General features: G+C 47.4%; 20 protein-coding genes and 1 pseudogene. 10 read left to right on the top strand and 11 right to left on the bottom strand.

Features of this window, described 5'->3' with window-relative positions; genetic code table 11:
• Positions 1-29: 29 nt before the first annotated feature.
• Both GVY42_RS11840 and GVY42_RS11835 read right to left on the bottom strand, forming a co-directional pair.
• The gene (locus GVY42_RS11840) at positions 30-1,061 is read right to left on the bottom strand and encodes a DUF4097 family beta strand repeat-containing protein (protein WP_159563316.1); all 1,032 of its coding nucleotides are present in this window, start codon (positions 1,059-1,061) and stop codon (positions 30-32) included.
• Positions 1,058-1,378 (bottom strand): PadR family transcriptional regulator, encoded by a 321-nt coding sequence (locus GVY42_RS11835; RefSeq protein ID WP_159563315.1) that lies wholly within the window; start codon positions 1,376-1,378, stop codon positions 1,058-1,060. Before GVY42_RS11835 ends, GVY42_RS11840 begins: the two co-directional genes overlap by 4 nt.
• Before the next feature lie 189 nt (positions 1,379-1,567).
• Here GVY42_RS11835 and GVY42_RS11830 point away from each other — a divergent pair.
• Both GVY42_RS11830 and GVY42_RS16730 read left to right on the top strand, forming a co-directional pair.
• Positions 1,568-3,019 (top strand): annotated as a pseudogene (locus GVY42_RS11830) (histidine kinase dimerization/phospho-acceptor domain-containing protein); the annotation flags it as partial.
• A complete protein-coding gene (locus GVY42_RS16730; protein WP_371730238.1) occupies positions 3,020-3,523 on the top strand; it encodes a sensor histidine kinase in 504 nt (167 codons plus the stop codon).
• A gap of 33 nt (positions 3,524-3,556) precedes the next feature.
• Here GVY42_RS16730 and GVY42_RS11825 read toward each other — a convergent pair whose 3' ends face one another.
• Complete coding sequence (locus tag GVY42_RS11825) at positions 3,557-4,354, bottom strand: glucose 1-dehydrogenase (protein ID WP_159563313.1); 798 nt, start codon at positions 4,352-4,354, stop codon at positions 3,557-3,559.
• A gap of 189 nt (positions 4,355-4,543) precedes the next feature.
• Here GVY42_RS11825 and GVY42_RS11820 point away from each other — a divergent pair, with 189 nt between their 5' ends.
• On the top strand, positions 4,544-5,866 hold the full coding sequence (locus GVY42_RS11820) for a hemolysin family protein (protein WP_236548961.1): 1,323 nt from the start codon (positions 4,544-4,546) through the stop codon (positions 5,864-5,866).
• Positions 5,867-6,065: 199 nt separating this feature from the next.
• The gene (locus tag GVY42_RS11815; RefSeq protein ID WP_031424353.1) at positions 6,066-7,058 is read left to right on the top strand and encodes a 5'-3' exonuclease H3TH domain-containing protein; all 993 of its coding nucleotides are present in this window, start codon (positions 6,066-6,068) and stop codon (positions 7,056-7,058) included.
• 13 nt (positions 7,059-7,071) lie between these two features.
• Here the strand turns inward: GVY42_RS11815 and GVY42_RS11810 are convergent, their stop codons facing one another.
• Positions 7,072-7,875 (bottom strand): VOC family protein, encoded by an 804-nt coding sequence (locus GVY42_RS11810; protein WP_159563312.1) that lies wholly within the window; start codon positions 7,873-7,875, stop codon positions 7,072-7,074.
• Between the two features lie 106 nt (positions 7,876-7,981).
• Here GVY42_RS11810 and GVY42_RS11805 point away from each other — a divergent pair, with 106 nt between their 5' ends.
• On the top strand, positions 7,982-8,308 hold the full coding sequence (locus GVY42_RS11805; RefSeq protein ID WP_015880434.1) for a helix-turn-helix domain-containing protein: 327 nt from the start codon (positions 7,982-7,984) through the stop codon (positions 8,306-8,308).
• A gap of 63 nt (positions 8,309-8,371) precedes the next feature.
• Complete coding sequence (locus GVY42_RS11800) at positions 8,372-9,379, top strand: S66 peptidase family protein (RefSeq protein ID WP_159563311.1); 1,008 nt, start codon at positions 8,372-8,374, stop codon at positions 9,377-9,379.
• Between the two features lie 4 nt (positions 9,380-9,383).
• On the opposite strand, the gene GVY42_RS11795 is transcribed toward GVY42_RS11800, so the two are convergent.
• Positions 9,384-10,574, bottom strand: a complete 1,191-nt coding sequence (locus GVY42_RS11795; RefSeq protein WP_159563310.1) for a helix-turn-helix domain-containing protein — start codon at positions 10,572-10,574, stop codon at positions 9,384-9,386.
• Positions 10,575-10,683: 109 nt separating this feature from the next.
• On the opposite strand from GVY42_RS11795, the gene GVY42_RS11790 reads away from it, so the two are divergent.
• Complete coding sequence (locus tag GVY42_RS11790; protein WP_159563309.1) at positions 10,684-11,937, top strand: MFS transporter; 1,254 nt, start codon at positions 10,684-10,686, stop codon at positions 11,935-11,937.
• An 18-nt stretch (positions 11,938-11,955) separates the two neighbouring features.
• Here the strand turns inward: GVY42_RS11790 and GVY42_RS11785 are convergent, their stop codons facing one another.
• The 4 genes from GVY42_RS11785 to GVY42_RS11770 form a co-directional block, all read right to left on the bottom strand.
• A complete protein-coding gene (locus GVY42_RS11785; RefSeq protein WP_159563308.1) occupies positions 11,956-12,252 on the bottom strand; it encodes a DUF3817 domain-containing protein in 297 nt (98 codons plus the stop codon).
• An 80-nt stretch (positions 12,253-12,332) separates the two neighbouring features.
• Entirely contained in the window at positions 12,333-12,839 is a 507-nt protein-coding gene (locus GVY42_RS11780) for a DoxX family membrane protein (RefSeq protein ID WP_074035013.1), read from the bottom strand.
• 183 nt (positions 12,840-13,022) lie between these two features.
• Positions 13,023-13,436, bottom strand: a complete 414-nt coding sequence (locus GVY42_RS11775; protein WP_143180203.1) for a pyridoxamine 5'-phosphate oxidase family protein — start codon at positions 13,434-13,436, stop codon at positions 13,023-13,025.
• A 117-nt stretch (positions 13,437-13,553) separates the two neighbouring features.
• Entirely contained in the window at positions 13,554-13,754 is a 201-nt protein-coding gene (locus GVY42_RS11770; RefSeq protein WP_015880427.1) for a cold-shock protein, read from the bottom strand.
• A gap of 261 nt (positions 13,755-14,015) precedes the next feature.
• Here GVY42_RS11770 and GVY42_RS11765 point away from each other — a divergent pair, with 261 nt between their 5' ends.
• Entirely contained in the window at positions 14,016-15,614 is a 1,599-nt protein-coding gene (locus tag GVY42_RS11765) for a glycoside hydrolase family 55 protein (RefSeq protein WP_159563307.1), read from the top strand.
• Here GVY42_RS11765 and GVY42_RS11760 read toward each other — a convergent pair.
• Together GVY42_RS11760 and GVY42_RS11755 are read right to left on the bottom strand one after the other, a co-directional pair.
• Positions 15,578-16,084 (bottom strand): flavodoxin domain-containing protein, encoded by a 507-nt coding sequence (locus GVY42_RS11760; protein ID WP_159563306.1) that lies wholly within the window; start codon positions 16,082-16,084, stop codon positions 15,578-15,580. The two genes, GVY42_RS11765 and GVY42_RS11760, sit on opposite strands and share 37 nt — an antisense overlap.
• 103 nt (positions 16,085-16,187) lie before the next feature.
• A complete protein-coding gene (locus GVY42_RS11755; protein WP_159563305.1) occupies positions 16,188-17,837 on the bottom strand; it encodes an alpha-glucosidase in 1,650 nt (549 codons plus the stop codon).
• A 124-nt stretch (positions 17,838-17,961) separates the two neighbouring features.
• On the opposite strand from GVY42_RS11755, the gene GVY42_RS11750 reads away from it, so the two are divergent.
• Positions 17,962-18,741 carry an AraC family transcriptional regulator gene (locus tag GVY42_RS11750; RefSeq protein ID WP_159563304.1) on the top strand — a complete coding sequence of 260 codons (780 nt, stop codon included), beginning with the start codon at positions 17,962-17,964 and terminating at the stop codon, positions 18,739-18,741.
• Between the two features lie 85 nt (positions 18,742-18,826).
• Positions 18,827-20,167 carry a copper amine oxidase gene (locus GVY42_RS11745; RefSeq protein ID WP_074035026.1) on the top strand — a complete coding sequence of 447 codons (1,341 nt, stop codon included), beginning with the start codon at positions 18,827-18,829 and terminating at the stop codon, positions 20,165-20,167.
• Positions 20,168-20,169: the final 2 nt, after the last annotated feature.

Below are 20,169 nucleotides of genomic sequence, written 5' to 3'. Positions count from 1 at the left end.
CCCTCCATCGATCGATGGAGGGGCTATGTTTACCCTGATACGGTGATGCTCCCGTTCGAGCTTGTTAATTTCACTTCAATCGACCCGTCTCCAAATACGCACTCTTTCGACCCCTCCCCGAACACATCGACTTTCCCGTTTCGCGACTTCGCTCGAATGGTCACATCTTCTGGACGTTCATCGACATGCAAATCAATTTTCCCATTGCTCGACTTTAACCGAATCGGTTCATGAATCGCTTGTACGGAACAGTCTATCCGTCCATTAGAGGTTTTTGCATCGACCGTTCCCGAGACGTGATCGACATCGATTCGACCGTTCGAGGAATGGATATTGATCCGCTCGAGCTGAGAATGTTTCGCTTCGACACGACCGTTCGAAGAATGAAGCTCCCAATCGTGACCGTGACAACTCGATGCGAGCACCTTTCCGTTCGACGTGCGCAGAACACCATGACGTGCTTGAATGTGATGCGCGACGATTCGACCGTTCTCACTCTCCACGTGTAACCGTTCCGTGTGAAGGTCTTGTACATCACTCGAACCATGACGATTCTTCAACTGAATCTGATGATAGGCGTGATGTGGCAATTCAACCCGAAGTACAGGTGCCTTTGACCCAAACCATGAAAACAGGTCCGAAAGACCAAAACGACGTTCGGATTCAATCCGTATCTCTAGGGTGTCCCCCACGATATCCATCACGACCCCATGATCGGTCTCCGTTTCAAGCGTCGCATAAGCGTACCCATCTCGTGATGGGGTGACGAACACCTGCGCATTCTGTACTTGAATAAGAACGCTTTGGAAGGCTACCGCCGAGCTTTTGACAACCGCAGCTGGTCGTGTCGAGATCGATTCTTCAACGTCGACAGAGGCGAGTAATTCTGATGCGAGTACGCTCGGTTCCCCTAACTCACGTGCCATTTCTTCGTCACTTCTTCCTTCTAATCGACCGCTTGTGAAATATTCAGACACATCCCTTAATATATCGAGCCGATCTTTCACCTTCACGTCCATCAATAGCTGTTCGAGCTCTGACAAGTACTGTTCTTCATTCATCTGTCGTCTCCCCCTCGGATTAAGTCATTAACACCGTTCGTGAATACATCCCATTCCGTTCGCAGTTCAACTAAGTGTGTTCGCCCTTGCTCCGTAATCTGATAGTACTTCCGTGGAGGGCCTTCTCCGGATTCGATTAAATATGTTGTGAAATAACCCTCTGTCGTCAGTCGACGCAACAACGGATAGACCGCACCTTCTGAAATCGCAACTTTAGCGGAGATCGCCTGAACGAGCTCATACCCATAGCGGTCTTGTTCCGCGACGAGTGCTAACACGCACAGGTTGAGCACACCTTTTTTGAATTGAGGATTCATCATCTCACCCCCTACTATACATTGAACAATAGCACATCATTCACTACTATTCAATGATTAATAGTGGTCATTGCCTTGATTTCTCAATTTGTGGCATATAAAGAAACGAATCTGTACAATGAAAGAACGACACTCGTAGGATATTAGTCACAGTCGGAATGTTCATCATTCTAGGAAGGAACGGTCTTTATGAAGTCATGGATTGACCAGCGGATCGGGAGACAATTTTTATTTGTCTTCTACTTATTCATCGGACTGATCCTCCTCACGTCGCTTGCCGTATATGTGTATACGGAAAACCAAATCGAACAGACGACGTCATCGCTCGAGAACATCAGTGAACGGCGCACGAATGCGACCGAATTGTTCGAGACATGGCAGTCGATGCAATATGAAATGCGCGGCTTTGTCCTCCTTGGAGACGACGCGATGTTAGAGCGTGTGCAAGATAAACAAGTCTTGATTGACGAACAGACCACTTGGTTCGAGCAGAATGCCGTAACCGAGAAAGAAAAAACGTACGCGAGCGATGCTCGTACGCTCTTTGACGCATATCAAGAACGTGTCATGCCGAGCCTCGAACGTTATGTAGCAGGAAAACGGGACGGTAGTGTAACCGAACCCTTCTTAAAGATGCCGACGCTCGGGAAAGTGAATCCACAACAAGAGCCACCGGCAGATCGTAAATTCAAAATCAATTCAAAAAGTGCCGCAGATATGAGTGCGAGCATCGTCGATATGGAGAGCGTCTTCACGGAATACCGGAACTCACTGAACGCAGAAGAGGATGCGCTCCGTGCTCAGCTTGCGACCCATACGAAGTGGGCACAGGCCTTTTGGCTCCTCTCTTTACTCGGTGTCCTCTTCATTCTCTTTATCGTCGCCCGTCCATATGTGAGACGCTTAACTGGTCAACTGCAAGAGTTGATTGAAAACAGCAAGCGCCTTGCCGGAGAGCGACAGCCGATGACACCGGCGGCCGCCCAATCTAAAAATGAAGTCGGGCAATTGACAACATCATTCCGGCAAATGGCTACATCTCTCACGGCACAACGCTATCGGATTGAAGAGGAGCGTGAGAAGACAGCGCGCCTCCTTCACTCGATTCGCGATGCCGTCATCTATGTCGAACACGCAACAAGTGAGAAAGTAGCAAACCAAGCGTTGTTCGTCTTATTCAATCAACCGATTACGCAGCGAAATGAAGTCGATTTATACCGTTTAGACGCTAGCCTTGAGGAGCTCGGACTGCAGGTCGACCAAAAGGATGCCTTTTCCGCGTTCATGGAACGGTCATTCGATGGACAGTGTAAAGAAGAGAGCGTCACGTTCTCGATGAATCAGGAAGAGCGCTTCATTCAAATGTATGCGGAGAAGATTTACTTGCGAGGAACACGCCATGGAACGATGCTCGTTTTCCGTGACGTGACGCACGAGACCGAAGTCGACCGTCTGAAAACCGAACTCGTTTCGACCGTCTCTCACGAACTCCGGACTCCGCTCACAAGTATCATTGGATTCACTGAACTTCTTCGTTTCCGAAAACTTTCATCTGAACGTTCCGAAAAATATTTAGGAATGATTCATCAAGAGACATTGCGTCTCGAGGACTTGATTTCAAACTTGCTTGATGTACAACGGATGGAGTCTGGACAACAGACGTATCATAACGAACCAGAGCGCCTATCCACCATTCTTGAACAAGCGATCTCGGTGCATCAAGGCTCGAGCCAACACCATCACATCACGTTCGATTGTACGGAAGACGTCTATGTATACGGAGACCGGACGCGACTCAATCAACTCTTCATGAACCTACTTCACAACGCTGTGAAGTATTCGCCTCGTGGTGGCGAAATCAATGTCCGTGTCGAATGTGAACGACCGAATTGGATTGACATTTCAATTGAAGATCACGGCATCGGGATTCCCCAAACCGCGCTACCAAAATTGTTTGACAAGTTTTATCGCGTCGACAATTCGGCAAGTCGAAAAATTGGGGGGACCGGTCTCGGTCTCGCGATCTGTAAAGAAATCGCCGAAGGTCACGGTGGGACGATTCACGCTACCTCAAACATCGGCAACGGCTCTATGTTCACTGTCACCCTTCCCAAGTTGGATATGACCAATCAAATGAGTAGCTAAACGAAAAGAGAGTGCATCATCGCACCCTCTTTTTTATTGCACTTTGTTCTCTGGACCGAATGACGGATAAAGCGAAAGCCCACCGTCTGCAAAGATGGTTGTCCCCGTCACATAGGACGACTCATCCGACGCGAGCCAAGCGGCAACAGCTGCGATTTGTTCCGGCTTCCCAATGACGTGGGATGGGATGAGCGCTTCTAACCCCTTCTTCTCTTCCGGGTCGCTCATCGTCTCCTCGTTGATTGGTGTATCGATTGCCCCAGGTGCGATCGCATTGACACGAATATGGTTTGGAGCATACTCAAGCGCGACGGATTTCGTGAACATTTTCACGCCACCCTTGCTGGCTGCGTAATGTGTATACCCCGGACGCGGGATGACTTCGTGAACAGAAGACATATTGATGATGTTCCCCTCGATTTCATTCTCAACGAAGTATTTTAAAGCAGCACGAACACCAAGGAACGTCCCGTTCAAGTTGACGTCGATAATCTGCTTCCAGTTATCAAACTCCATCTCATGTGTTTTTGCCTCGACTTGTACGCCGGCATTATTCACGAAAATATCCATCTTCCCAAACTCAGAGATGGCTTTTTCAATCATCTTCTCCGCGAGTCCTTCCTCCGCGACGTCTCCTTTCACGGCGACAGCCTTCCCGCCAGCTGCCTCGATTCCACGGATGACTTCTCCCATCTCTTTTTCACTGCTGCGGTAATTCAGGACAACGCTCATCCCTTCTTTTGCGTAACGCTCCCCGATGGCACGACCGAGCCCCTTCGAGCTGCCCGTGATGACCGCGACTTTGCCTTTTAACTCTGGATAGTTTGCCATGTCAATTCCTCCTTCATCTTCTCGGGTTTAGTTCCCGCATTCCCCTCTTCATCAAACATGATTGGCTGCATTTTGAATATTTGAAACAAATCAACTATACTGAAACAAACTATTCGTTTTCAGGAAACGCCTGAAAGACGTTTGATCTTATACTCAATGGAGGTGACTCCCCGATTTTTGGGGGAATTGTTGGACAGTCCCATGTTACTCAGCTTACTCGTCGTTGCACTTTTAATCTTTTTGACTGCCTTTTTTGTGGCAGCCGAATTTTCAATTGTGAAAGTGCGTGGCGCTCGACTCGACCAGCTCGTGCTCGAAGGAAATAAGAGAGCGGTCAGCGCGAAAAAAGTCATCGAGAATATCGACGACTCCCTTTCTGCCTCTCAGTTCGGAATCACGCTTTCTGCACTCGGCCTTGGATGGATTGGTGCCGATCAAATCGAAGCGTATATCCACACTCTGGTCGAACAATTGAACATATCGCCATCTCTCGTGACATTCTTGTCGTTTTTGATTGCCTTCTTATTGATTGCGTTCGTCCATGTCGTCATCGGTGAACTCGTGCCAAAGACACTTGCAGTTCATGAAGCGGAAAAACTGACGCTCCTCGTCGCACGTCCGCTCTACGTCTTCACAAAAATTTTCTATCCGTTTATTCGGGCCTTGAACAGTATGGCTCGAATCACACTTCGCTTATTCGGGGTACAGACGACAGCGCAAGAAACGGCACACTCGGAAGAAGAACTGAAAATCATCATGACGGAAAGTTTCCGTAGCGGTGAGATCAATGAAAACGAGTTGGCTTATGTACAAAATATCTTCTCCTTTGACGAACGGATCGCCAAAGATGCCATGGTCCCACGAATGAACATGGTGACAATCGATGAAGAAGATACGATTGAAGAAATCATTGCCGTTGTCGAAGAGCATCAGTATACACGCTATCCCGTCACACGAGATGGCGATCGCGATGACGTTCTCGGATTCGTGAATGCGAAACAGCTCTTCACTGCTCAACTTTCAAAAAATGATGCACCGTTCGAGTCGTTCATTCATCAATTGCCGCTCGTCACCGAGTTCACGCCACTTCAAGAAGCGATGGTGAAAATGCAAAACGCGCAGACGATGATGTGTCTCGTCATCGATGAGTACGGCGGGACGGCAGGACTGTTGACGATTGAAGACATTTTAGAAGAAATCGTCGGCGAGATTCGAGACGAGTTCGATCGAGACGAACAGGCTGAAATTACAGAAGTCGCTCCGAAACATTATCGCCTTTCGGGACTCGTTTTAACGCAAGAACTCGAAGAGCGGTTCGGCATCGAAATCGAAGATGACGTCGATACGGTCGGTGGATTCGTTTTATCACAAAAAGCGAATGCCCGAACAGGCGAGCGCTTCCTTTTACCTGGCAACCATGAACTGATTGTCAGTGAAGTCGATAACCACCGCATCGTCTTTGTCGACTTGATTCTCGCCTCTCACGAAGAGGAAGAACCATTATCTGAATGATGCTTTCTTTAAACCCTTCTCCGAAATATGGAGAAGGGTTTTTCACGTTTGCACCGAACTGTCGCTATATTTTCGCCTCTTCCCGTGATATACTGCACATATGTTGCTTATTTGAGTGTCACCCACTCAATGACACAACATCACCGAAACATGGCGAGATGTTCGGTTTAAACAGAAAGAAATAGAAAGAAGGTTACGCATGGAACGCAAACTATTTTTGATTGACGGTAACTCCATGCTGGCCAGTGCTTATTATGGTGCCGCCGCGAGCCGAACGAAAAAAGGACGCGAGGTATCTAAAAACGATCGGAGTGCCGTCATCGGAATGACCGGCCTCATCCGGACGATTCTACGCAGACATCGTCCGACTCATTTTGTCGTTGTTTGGGACGTCTCACGTGAAACATTATGGCGTCGAGAACTGTACCCAGGCTACAAACGTCGCAGACGTCAAACACCGCCTGAATTAAAAGCGCAGATGGAACTCATGCGCCAACTGCTTGAGGATAGTGGAATCCCACAATTCCAAGTAGAAGGGTATGAAGGGGAAGACTTGATTGCCCACATCGCCCGTAAATTCAGTTGCAGTGCCCCTGTCGTCATCATGACAAAAGACAAAGACTTGTTACAGCTTGTCAGTCCACGAATCACCGTTTGGTTACAGACACAGGAGCTTCAGCAAATGCAGGCTCGCTGTGACATTCGTGATAATCGTCCGTTGCCACTCAAGCGTCATTTAGAAATTCGACCAGAAGAGATTGCGGCGCTATACGAAGGATTGAAACCGAAGCAACTGTCAGCCGTCAAAGCGTTGACAGGAGACCGTTCTGACGGAATCCCTCCAGTTGCCGGGCTCGACGAAAGCCAATCGGTTCAACTCATCAAACGATTCGGTTCGCTCGATAAGCTGTATTCTGCCTTGAGCATCAAGGGTGAAAAACGACAACAAGTAAATGAAACGATCGCGGCACTGACGTCAGAGGAGGTGCCCCGTAACTTGAGACGAACACGCAAAAAAGCAGAGCGCAATATGGAGCTCGTTCGCCTCGATGTCACGGTGCCGGCACTTGAACATTTGAAGCTAGCTCACCTTGAGCTCAGCCTCAATCCTAAACGAGTCGAGCAAGCGTATCAAAAACGCGGACTTCGTCTCTCGTTTAACGCAGGTCAGAAGAAAACATCCGCACGTTAAAAAGAACGAACGCTCAAGCGTTCGTTCTTTTAATATGCACGGTAATCCCGTCTTCATCGGTCAACGACCATTCAGACGATGTTCCGCCTAACGCCTGGTTCGTCTCTTCATTGACGAGAAGCGTCCATGCTTCGATTCCGGTCTCCATTCCCACAGGATCGCTCGGACGGGCCCACACGTTCGTTCCGATGTGATGGTGGTAGCCATCAGCTGCTAGGAAAAGTGCGCCTGGATAAGAATCCGTCGTAATGGAGAAGCCAAGCCGATCATGATAAAAACGTTTCGCCGCCTCGATTGAGCGTACTTTAAAATGCACGTGCCCCATCGTCGTTCCGATCGGTAAACCAGTAAACGACCGATTGGCTGCCGCTTGAAGCATCGATTCATAGTCGACAGGCTCGGTCGCCATTTTCACATGGCCGTTTGCCTCGTACGTCCATTGGTCCTTCGGGCGGTCGGCATACAATTCAATCCCGTTTCCTTCTGGATCGCTCAAGTAGAAGGCTTCACTCACGAGATGGTCGCCTTGCCCCACTTCGATGCGTCGCTCAATGAGATGTGCCAACATGCTTCCTAACTCTACACGGTTCGGGAACAGAATAGCTAAATGGAACAAGCCTGCCGCCCGTGGATTGGTTTTCGCTTGCGGGACACTGTGCAAGATGACAAGCGGACGTTCCTTCGTACCGAGTGTAATGAGCTCTTCGCTCTCTTCTAAAATACTCATCCCAATCACGTCTACGTAAAATCGTGTCACCTGTTCAATGTCACGGACTCGAAGCGTTACCGGACCGAGTTCGATTTTTTCGATTTTCATATATTATCACCTCCCCTTCACTATACCCGCTCGGTCGATGTTACAGAAGTAGGCACAAAAAGGTGGTATAGTTACTTCAACGATACTATTGGAAAGGAAGAGCGACGTGACTAACATAACAAGCTGTGAAGTCGATACGGCACTCGAACTGATTACAGGAAAATGGAAACATTCCATCCTCCTCGTGTTGATCAATGGAGATACATTGCGTTTCAGTGAGTTGAAACGCGCGTTACCAAAAATCAGCCAAAAGATATTGACCGCACAACTCCGCGACTTAGAAGAACAGGATATCGTCATCCGGACCGTCTATCCAGAAGTTCCACCACGTGTCGATTATCGCTTAAGTGAGTACGGGAAAACACTGATTCCGATTCTCGAAGCGATGAACGAATGGGGAATGCGTCATGCCGAACGGATGCGCTCTAATTAGTTGTCCACATGTGGATAACCCATTTTTTCTACTGAACATATCACTTATTCACAGGAGGTTGTCATGATTCGTTATCCACAGTTAACCGGTCATCAAATTGGTGTCACCGCCCCTTCGTCAGGTATACCAGAAGAACTGCACCATCTATTGCATCAAGCGGAACATAAGTTTTCCAATCGAGGGTTCACATTGCAATTCACTCCGAATGCGTGGAAACAACGATTTGGGAAGTCCGCTCCGGCTCGAGTCCGTGCACATGAACTGACATCTCTACTTCAAGATGACAATGTCGACTTGATTGTTCCGCCCTGGGGTGGGGAACTCTTAATGGAAATCCTCGATCACATCGAGTGGCAGTCCTTGTCCGCAAAATGGATGCTCGGTTATTCGGATACGAGTCTATTACTTTTTGTGTATACGCTAAAAACCGGAATCGCCTCCGCCCACGGTCCAAACTTAGTCGACTTGCGTGCCGATATGTGGGACGAGACGAGTTCACGCTGGCTCGATGTATTGTCGACGCGGACCGACGAAACGGTCATCCAACGCTCGTCCGAGAAGTTCCAAAACGAATGGCAGCATGATAATCCGACGCCACATCTGTTTCATCTGACGGAGACGACCGAATGGAAAGCGATCGGTGGTCAAAACGCAACGGGGCGCTTGCTCGGTGGATGTCTCGATGTGCTCTTACATACAATCGGGACACCGTATGGAGACGTCAAGACGTTCCAACGCGATCACCTGAACGATGAACCGATTCTTTGGTATTTTGAGAACGCTGAGCTGAACGTCCCAGCATTAAAAAGGACCCTTCTTCAAATGAAGTGGGCCGGTTGGTTTGAGCAGACGTCGGGCATTCTATTTGGACGGAGTGACGCCCCCTCTGTGCATCAAGACTATACGGTCGAAATGGTATATGAGGAACTTCATCATATGTTAGAAGTTCCTATCTTTTTTGATATCGATTGCGGACACGTACCCCCTCAGATGACACTCGTCAATGGGGCCCACGCTTCTGTACAAGTCGAGCATGGCAAAGGAACATTGATTCAAACGTTCAAGGGCTGATTCGTCAGCCCTTGATTTGTTGTAGCAATGTCTCTAAACGTTTGCGAAACAGTCCTTGCGGGAATTCAGCTACTTGTTCTTCGATGACTGGCACCCAGTCATCCCCACAACCGTTCAATGTTCCCCTTAATAAACCTTCGTAGTAAATCGCGATATCGACTAAGCTATGTGTTTTCCACTCATCTCTGTTTTCCCATAATGCCAATAAACACTCTCTTCCCATTTCCGTTTCCCCTCGAAAAGCGTAGTACACACCTTTCGCCATCGAAATCGCTGCTATAAATGGTTCGACATCTGTCGTGAGAGATTCCATCAATTTGATGTTCTTTCCTAATAGTTTGACATGTCGATATTCCATCGCATAGAGCGCTTCAGAAAGTGCCACTTTGATTTCAGCCAAACGATCTTCCGTGAATTGAATATATTGCTTCGCCTTTTGTAACGACTCATGAATTTTCTTCTCATCGTTCAAATAGAGCGCGCAAATCGAAATGGTGCGATACACGTCGTCCGCACGGTAGTAGATTCTTGTCCGTGTCATATACTCGAGCACGTCTTCAAGCTGTCGAATTGCCCCTTCTAAATCCTCATCACAAAGAAGATTCTTAAATACAATTAACATGGCATATTCAGTTCGTGTCTTTGTTTTCATATATTTTGCATCAAGTAGTTCTATCGCTTCAATCCGTTCAATCGATTCCTCGTAGCGGTTCCACATCAATAAATAATAAGCCTGGCTAATTCGTCCCATCGCCAATTCTTCGGACTCACCTAGCTTCTCAAAAATCTCAATCGCGCGGTCATAGTAAACTAGTACTCTCTCATTCTCGCCCTCTTGAAAGTACGTATCACCGTACAGCATATATGCTTTTCCTTGCCACACGGAGTTCATTTCTTCCTGTAAGTAAGGCTTGAGCATTTCCCGAATTTTTTGATCCGGTAGTGAAATGAGTTGCATCTCCTCAAATTCTAGCTTTTCCACCAGCGACTGTAGTTCGACCTCTTTTGGATCGGTCAATAACTGTTGCATCGAGACATCTAATCGACTGGCAAGTTCTCGTAAACTGCGCATCGATGCCTCTGCTTTTCCGTTCTCAATCATACTGAGCATCGATTTTGTGACAATCCCTTCCGCCAGCTGCGTCTGAGTCATTTTTTTCTGTTTTCGCAATGCTTTAATGCGCTCACCAATCATATGTCACCTCTAAAAGTTAAATTATATTGAACTTTATATTTACAATTCACTTCGTTGCCTTTATGATAATGTTAAATCACATTTAACTAATTTGCAAAGGAGTGTTTCTATGAAGTTTCTCTCTTCAAATCTATCAATTTTACTGCTCGGTAAATTCATGTCGTTATTCGCATCCAACTTATTTACGTTTGTGGCGGGACTCACGGTGTTGACGACGACAGGATCTGGGCTCCAATTCGCCTTCGTTCTCCTCGCAGGTACATTACCCCGTGTGCTTCTATCCCCATTCGCCGGCGCTTATGCAGACAAACTTGACCGAAAGCGAGTCATCATTAGGATGGAGTCTTTGAACGGAGGATTATTTTTACTCGCAGGTGTTGGAAGCTTACTTTGGACGTTTGAAGCACCCGCTTTTTACGTCATCACATTCTTCTTAGCGATCGTTTCCACTTTCTTATCGGTCACGTTATCAAGTTCGATTCCTCTTTTATTTGAGGAAGATGAACTGCAACGCGCCAACTCTCTCATTCAAAGTATCATCTCCATCTCAAGCATCGGTACCCCGCTTCTTGCCGGGGCACTGTTTAAGCTTATACCGATTCCTGTCTTTTTGTTCAGTTCAGCTCTATTCTTTATGATTGCCGCACTTCTCGCCTCTCGACTTAAATTTCATCAGAAAGAGGTCGCACCCACCGAACAATCGACTTGGGAAGACGTACGGTCCGGTCTGTCTTACTTGAAACAACAAAGAGTCTTGTGGACAGTTGCTGTCCTCGCCGCATTTTTGAACTTCTTCTTCGTCGCATCGGAAGTGTTGTTCCCGATTGCAGCGTTACAGGAAGTCGGTGTGTCCCCGTTTCAATTCGGACTCCTTGAAAGCATGGTCGCCATTGGTTTTTTAGTCGCTTCCTTACTTCATGCCTTACCGTTATTCAAAATCAAACATCGCTTAGCAACGATGCGATCCGCGTTGACCATTCTTAGCGTTCTGTTCGTCGGACCCGCCATTCCATTATATTTTAACTTCAACGTCCTCACGTCAATTTTCTTTTTCGCGGTCTTCGCTTTATTGAGTGGTTTCTTGATCGTACGTGTCAACATCCCGATTCAATTGTTCCTCCAAACGAATACGGATCCGAACTATTTAGGGCGCGTCATCGGTGTGCTCGAATCACTCGCGATGGGGATTACGCCGATTGGATTTATCCTATTCGGGGTATTGAGTGATCTCGTCTCTGTTGCCCATCTCTACACCGCTTGTATGGTGGGTCTACTCATCTGCACGTTCGTCCTCACGTACCGAATACGTCATGACATTCGAGCAGAACGAGATTCAGCTCAGTCAATGGATCGCGTATCATAAAAAAAGACATCGAACGAATCAGTTCGATGTCTTCTCTGTTGACGGGAGTACCCGTTTTTCTAATAAAAATGGTCCGAATGGGATAACCGATGCCATGACAGCAAGCGTCAAAACTTTGAATCCCCAGCGCAAGCGCCATGCCATGTACATCGCCGCGAGCACATACGCAACAAATAAGAAACCATGTGCTGCACCAACGATACTGACCGCGAGTGGAATACCAGCCATATATTTCAACGGCATCGCGATGAACAGTAATAACAAGAAGGATACACCTTCTGTGTAGCCAAGCCATTTAAAATGAGTCGTAGTCATATGCGTTCTCCTTTATTTCTGTAGGCTATGTCTATCGTAGCCGAAACGTGAGAGGTTTGTCACAAGAGAACGCATAAAAGTTACGAGGCTATTTGACGATTTGGTGAACGATGCAATACTTTCGTGTCGACAAAACGGCGAAGGAACAACCCGTCGACCCCAATTTTTCCAGCGTTATGACCGGCAACTAAAATCAAGACAGATACGATCAACATCGTTGGGTTCGTACTGACTGTTCCTGATAGTAAGAACGCCATGTTCATGACGAGTCCGAAGAACGCTGCGCTACGTGTGAGGGCACCGAGCAATAATCCTAAGCCTACCAAGAATTCACCGTAAGGAATCAGGACATCGAATAGCCCGGCGTTTGGAATCGCAAAGTTTTCTAGGAATGCAGCCCACCATCCAGCAACGGCCGGATGTTCTCCAGAAGCGAGTGACACCGCATTGTTTAAGAATCCTTCTGTTCCAAAACCTCCCGTGATTTTACCCCAACCTGCCGTTAACCAATGATAACCGAGCCATACACGTAACACCGTCAAGATCGCTGTAGCGATGTTATGATTTTGCCAAAATTTCGTGAACATCATAATTCCTCCCTTTCAAGAAGTTAAATAAATGTATAATGTGATTACATTCACAATATACCATTCATGTTCACTATTTCACATATGTATTTTCCTTTGTTCATGATTCGTCCATATGTACGCCATATTCTATTCACATTCATCCACAAAAAAAGACACCTGATTTAGGTGTCTTAGAAGAGATTATAGTGTCACTTCTTGTGGTGGTTGACCTTTCTTGTTCATCACGCGCATCGATTCCGGTTCGATTTTAAGGATCACAAGCTTTGGATCGTCCGGACCATCGAACCATCCTTCAAGTTTCTCATTCCATACTTTCTCTTTCATCGATTCATCATCCGACACGGTCGCTTTACCGAGGATTTCTAAGTAAGTGTCGCCCACACCATCTCCATCGTAGCCGATTAAAATATGCGTATATGGATTCTTTTCTAGTTCTTCTACTTTATCTGTATCGTTAGAGGTTGCTGTGTAGAGTGTGAAATCATCATGGAAAAATGTCATATATCGACTGTGGGGTTTCACCTTATACACGGTCGCCATCGTCCCGACATTGCTACCCTCTAGAATTTTTAACGCTGTGTCTTTTGCACTCATTCCAAATTCCTCCTTCATGATTTGTCGCTCGTATACTGTTCCCTCAAACTATGGGATTAAACACAAAAAAACCTGCTCGCCGATGCGAGCAGGTATCATATTCCTTAGAAAGGAAGATTAGATTTTTTCAACGTTAGAAGCTTGTGGTCCACGAGCTCCGTCAGTGATTTCGAAAGTTACTTCTTGGCCTTCTTCAAGTGTTTTGAAGCCGTCGCCTTGGATTGCTGAGAAGTGTACGAATACGTCGTCTCCGCCTTCCATTTCGATGAAGCCGTAACCTTTTTCTGAGTTAAACCATTTTACTTTACCTGTGTTCATGAATGAACCCTCCTGAAATAAACGCTATGCGTTATAGTAGTGCCTTACTAGAAAAAACTTGACCAAAAAAAATACAAGCCTCTGGATTATCTAATGAAAAATAATCCCAAGCACTTGTGAATTATGATTCCAGCTATTCTTAATTAAGCACATATTGAATATAACACGACTAGATGTTTCTGTCTAGTAAATACTTCTGATTGCTAAAAAACAAGGTGAAACGGGTACATGCTAGAGAAGATGATGCTAGGAGGATTTATAATGAAAAACATTAAGGACCCACACGCAATCGCATCGATGATTGCCTCTCATTCCGATTGGTCGGAAGAAGACCTCATCCAACAAACACTTGAATGGCACCGTGCTACACGGGAAGCTTCTTACTTTGAGCAACAACAATCTATCCCGTGTCGAATCCCATTGACGGAACGGATCACCCCTGTCCGCACGTCCTTTCCGCTCGAGCAAGTCGACGGCATCGTTCGTCCCGTCTGGATGCGTCGGCTCGATGCCGAATATTTGAATTTACTGCAGACGACGAAACAATGTGTTGATGTGACGGACTATGGTGCTGTCGGAGATGGAAAAACGGATTGTACCCTCGCCTTTCGACTCGCCATCCGCTCGAACCGTCGTGTCTTTGTCCCAGCAGGCGTTTATATCGTTCGGGGTATTCGTCTACCTTCCAACTGCGTGCTCGAAGGCGCAGGACAAGACGTCACGATTCTCAAACTGTCCGATCGTGCACCGAGACATCGACGATTGTTACGAAACGCCACGCCTTTCGCAGGAAATCATCATATCGAGGTATGCCACCTGACGCTCGATTGGAATGTCGCGCGCTTAGGAGATGTGAAACGGACGACGAGCGGTGACACGACATCGAGCGCCTTGACGTTTGCCCATGTGACGTATGGATGGGTGCATCATGTGATAGCCAAAAATGCTGGGCTCCATGCGTTCGACATCACGTCTCCGCACTATCATTACTTAGGGGACGGGCTTCGCGCGGCAAACGGGAGCCGATATATCCATCTCGATCATCTCGAGGCGACGAATTATGGGGATGACGGAATCACCACACACCATAGTGATGCCATTTATATTACCAACTGCTATTGTCATCATCCTCACGGTCGAACACACGCCTTAGGGTTCTCAAACTCAAATGGGATTGAGATTGATGACGGTTCGCGGCACGTCACACTCGTTCACAATAGAACGGAAGGCTGCTTTGGAGGCATCGAAGTAAAAGCACATGGGACCTCATCTGCCGCACACGACGTTCATATCTTCGGCCATCTTTCGGTGCATGACAATCGTTCATTTAACTTCCGTCACATCGGTCATCATTTAGCAGACGATCCGAACTCAGAGACAGCCCGCTTCCTATCAGGCACAAACTTAGTGTCCGTCGAGCCGGTTCACAGTTCACTCTATACAAAATCCTCACCACGAAGCCTGGTTGTATCGGCCTATCAAGACGTCTTGATTCATGGTTTGACTGCAATCGGCGACCCGACCTACGATTACGAACAACATCCGGCACTTGCGATCCAATACAAATCGAGACGCGTTCAACTGAAACGAATCGCCGTGCGCGGGTTTACCACAGCCCGAGCCGACCTCGAACTATTTGGGGGAGATAACCGCACCGATGAAGTGACTATCGATGTCTTACGATGCCAAGAATCTGCACCCATCGCTCTAAAAATCGGTCGTCAACTCGAACACCTTGCTCTTCATCAGATTGAAGGGCAGAAAAGAAGCGGAGATGTACTCATCTCCACGAAAAGCCCGATTGATGTGCATGATTTACTCGCTCAAGGATTTTCAGACCGGGTGCGCTCAGACGTTTGAGCGGCTTCCACGAGTTGATTCAGTTTGGCGTCATCGAGTTGAAGTGAACTCTCTTTTTGTTTGGCCATCATGCGAACGATTGCTTTGTCTAAAAAGCCCATTCGTTCAAAGTCGTACCCGCTCCCGACGACCTCGACGAAATAGGCATGTTCGCGCAGCGTGTCACGATAGGCTTCTTCTAGCTCGCGAATCCGTTCCGACTCTGTCGGTGTCCCGGCACACAAATATAAAGCGAGGGGATGCTCAAGCAAGTGTGCTTCGTGAAGCGTCAACCATTCCTTCATCTCGTCTTGGATCGTGCCCATTCGAATTGAGCTCCCGACGATGACGTGATCTACCATCTCCCACGTGACGTTCGGCTCTTCTACGATATTTTGGACACGAACGTCACCCGATAGACGTTCAGCGAGTAAAGCCGCCACTTTTTCACTCGTTCCATATCTGGAAGAGTACGCGATTAAAGTACCCATGTCGTTCCCTCTTTTCATGTCAGACGTTACTTACACTATTCCCGAATCATCGAGAGAAGATACGTATGCACTTAAAAAAGCTCGCCGTCTGGCGAGCTTTTCGTCACAGTTTATACACTTGTGCTTCATAAGGACGAAGGGTGAACGCTTCTATCGGTTCCATGTTTCCGATGACACGTTCTTTCACGTCATATGGTAGCTCTCGTTGTTGTGTCTCGTCGGAGAAGTTACAGAGTACGAGCCATGTCTCACCTTCGAATGAACGTGTGAATGCATAGACCGCCTCATCTTCCGGTAACAACAGCTCATACTTTCCGTAGACGACGAGCGGGTTCGCTTTACGGAGCGCAATCAACTGACGGTAGTAATGGAAGAGTGAATTCGGATCTTTCCTTGCCGCTTCCGCATTGATGTCAACAAAGTTCGGGTTGACCTCGATCCATGGCGTCCCTGTCGTAAATCCACCATGTGCTTCGTCTGACCACTGTACCGGTGTACGTGAATTGTCACGTCCTCGCTCATGGATGCCACGGAAAATCTCGTCGTGCGTTAACAACCCTTTGGATGTGTAGTCACGGTAGGCGTTCAACGTCTCAATATCTCGGTACTGATCGATTGATTCAAACGCGACGTTCGTCATGCCGAACTCTTCTCCTTGATAAATGTAAGGCGTCCCTTTCAATAGATGAAGAAGTGTCGCGAGCATCTTCCCGGAACGAACGCGATATTCAGGCGAATCGTTTCCAAAGCGTGAGATGGCACGGGGCTGGTCATGGTTACTCCAGTACAGGCTGTTCCATCCTTCCTCTTCGAGCCCTTCTTGCCAACGCGAGAAGATTGTCTTTAACTCAGTCAACTTCCAGTCTGTCGGATTCCACTTCCCGAAGCTTCCGTTCCCGACGTCCACATGTTCAAAATGAAAGACCATGTTCAGTTCGTTGCGGTCTTCACCCGTATAAAGTTTGGCTTCCTCCACACTGACCCCTGGCATCTCCCCTACCGTGATTGTGTCGTATTTCGATAAGACTTCCCGATTCATCTCCTGCATGAATTCATGGATGCGTGGTCCGTTAAAGAAGAATGGTGTACCGTCACCGAACCCTGTTCCTTGCGTTTGACCATCTGGATAGCTTGGATTTTTTGAGATCATATTGATGACGTCCATCCGGAACCCGTCGACCCCTTTATCGAGCCAATATGTCATGAGGTCATACACTTCACGACGAAGCGTCTCGCTTTCCCAGTTCAAATCCGGTTGTTTCTTACTGAAGAGATGGAGGTAGTACTCATCGCTTGCCTCATCATACTGCCAAGCACTGCCTCCGAAGAAAGCCCCCCAGTTCGTCGGTGGCTGACCGTCTTTCCCTTTTTTCCAAATGTAATAGTCACGATATGGGCTGTCTTTTGAAGAACGCGACTCCATGAACCATTGGTGTTCGTCAGAAGAATGGTTGACGACGAGGTCCATCATGATTTTAATCCCGTGACGGTGTGCTTCTTCAAGCATCGCATCAAAGTCATCCATCGTACCAAACTCGTCCATGATGGCACGGTAATCACGAATATCGTATCCGTTATCGTCGTTCGGTGAATCGTATACCGGTGAGAGCCAGATGACGTCGATCCCGAGTTCTGCCAAATATGACATCTTCTCCGTGATTCCTTGGATGTCGCCAATCCCATCTCCGTTTGAGTCATTGAAGCTACGTGGATAAATTTGATATACGACCGCTTCTTTCCACCATTGTTTCATGTTATGTCCTCCTTGAAGTTCGTTTTCCGTTTCAACGCTTTCATCGTACTGCCTCCAAGGAATCATGACCATCCATGATATGATTAAGATATGTACAATCTTGCTATTAAAAGAGGAGATTATTATGGAAATCGGCTTTTGTGGCTATTCATACCATACAACGACTTATACTTTTCCATTTGCTAATCGACTCGATACGTATCTGATTCGCTTACAAACGGCAGGAACGGCTCGGATTGTGGTCAATGGGGAAACGATGATCACACGACCTGGTGACGTATTGATTGTTCGTCCGGGTGACTTCTATGAAATGCATGTCGATACACCCGCGAGCGGAGACTATCATATCTTCTGTACCGGGCATTCAATCGATACATGGTGGCATGCGACTCCACGGGAGCGACTATATGCCATCACTATCGATTCTCGCCTACTCTCACTATGGCAACACATTACGGAAGAAGTGCGCCGTCCACCGTCTGAACAAAGTGCCGTTTTAATTGAAACACTCGTTCAAGCACTTCTGCTCATGCTCGATCGTTCGATTCAAGATGTGCATTCCCATGCGCGACCTCCAGTCGTCTCTCGTATGATGCGCTTTATCGAAGCGCACGTAACGAGTGACTTCAAAGTGTCAGACGTCGCCGCAGTGGTTGGACTCAGCGTTTCACGGACGGTTCATCTCTTTAAAGAAGGGACCGGGATGACGATCATCGAATATGCACAATCGATTCGCTTACAGCTTGCCGAAGAGCAAATGCGCTATACAAAACATTCGTTAGAAACGATTGCAGAACTGTCTGGATTTCGAAGTTACCCATATTTCCACAGAATTTTTAAACGAAAATATGGCGTCGCACCAGGGGTTTATCGTACTCTTCAACAAAAAAACGAAAAAAAATAAAAAAAGAGTGATCCATTTTTTGAACTGCTCCGTTAGATGGGTGTAAATAACGACAACACTCACTTACGAAAAGGAGCGATTACCCATGAAGAAGAAGACGTTAAACAAAATCGTAGCACCGGCACTAGCCTTAGGACTACTCGTACCAGTCAACGCACAGGCAGCGGATCACACACCGACAGCAAGCACACCAGCAGGTGACCTTCGCGCCACACTCGATCAACTCTTATCTGAGCATTACGTGTTAGCCGTCACATCGATGATGAAAGGATATGACGAGGCGGCAGATGCTGAGGTCGCGGATCAAGCTCTCGATCAAAACGCGCTCGACATGACACCAGCCATCGCTTCCATCTACGGTGAAGAAGGCGCTGCACAATTTGAAGAAATCTTCCGTGGTCACAACGACTACTCAGCTGATTTCGTAGAAGCAGCAAAATCAGACAACCAGGAACTACGCATGGAAGCTGAAGCGGAAGTCGATGAGTTCGTAGAAGAATTCTCAACATTCCTCGACGCAGCGACGGAAGGCAACTTACCGAAGGACGCAGCAGCTGATGCACTCGAACTTCATGAAGACCAAGTCCTCTCTGTATTCGATAACTACGTCGAAGGAGATTACGAAGAAGCTTACATGACGTTCCGTGAAGGCTACAAGCACATGTTCAACATCAGTAAAGCTCTCTCGGGTGCAATCGTCACACAAATGCCTGACAAATTTACGACTGGAGCAGACACACCAGCTGTTGAACTCCGCTCAACATTGAACAGTCTTGCAGGTGAGCACTTCGCCCTCGCTGCAATCGGTATGCAAAAAGGGTACGACCAAGCAGAGGACTATGACTACGTGACATGGGCAGAAGACCAGAACACACTCGACTTCAAAGCAGCCATCGCATCCGTATATGGTGACGAAGGTGCAGCACAGTTCGAGAAAGTATGGAACTCAGATCACATCACAGCACAAGGTGACATCGTTGCCGCTACACTCGAAGGTGACGAAGCGATGATTGAAGATGCGCGTATGCGCCTCGACACATTCGCTGTCGACTTCAGCACATTCCTCGATGCAGCAACAGAAGGTAACTTACCACAAGCTGCCGGTGAAGAAGCAATCAAACAGCACGAAGCGCTCGTACTCGACACATTCGATCAATATGTCGCTGGCGATGCAGAAGCGGCTTGGATGTCATTCCGTGAAGGATATGCGTTCATGTTCGGTGTTGGTGAAACACTCGGTAACGCGATCGTGACACAAATGCCTGACAAGTTCGAAGAAACAATGATGCCTGAAGAGATGCCTGAAACAGGTCTCGGTGGTGCACAAGAACAATCAATGAACACTCTCTACGCTGGATTAGCTGTACTTGGCGGAATCTTACTCGCCTTCGTAACGCTTCGCAAACGTAAAGTATCTGAACAATAATC

Source organism: Exiguobacterium sp. 8A (assembly GCF_902506275.1).
Lineage (GTDB): Bacteria > Bacillota > Bacilli > Exiguobacteriales > Exiguobacteriaceae > Exiguobacterium > Exiguobacterium profundum.
Note: the sequence above shows the minus strand (reverse complement) of the source record. Positions and strands in the feature narration are given on the sequence as shown.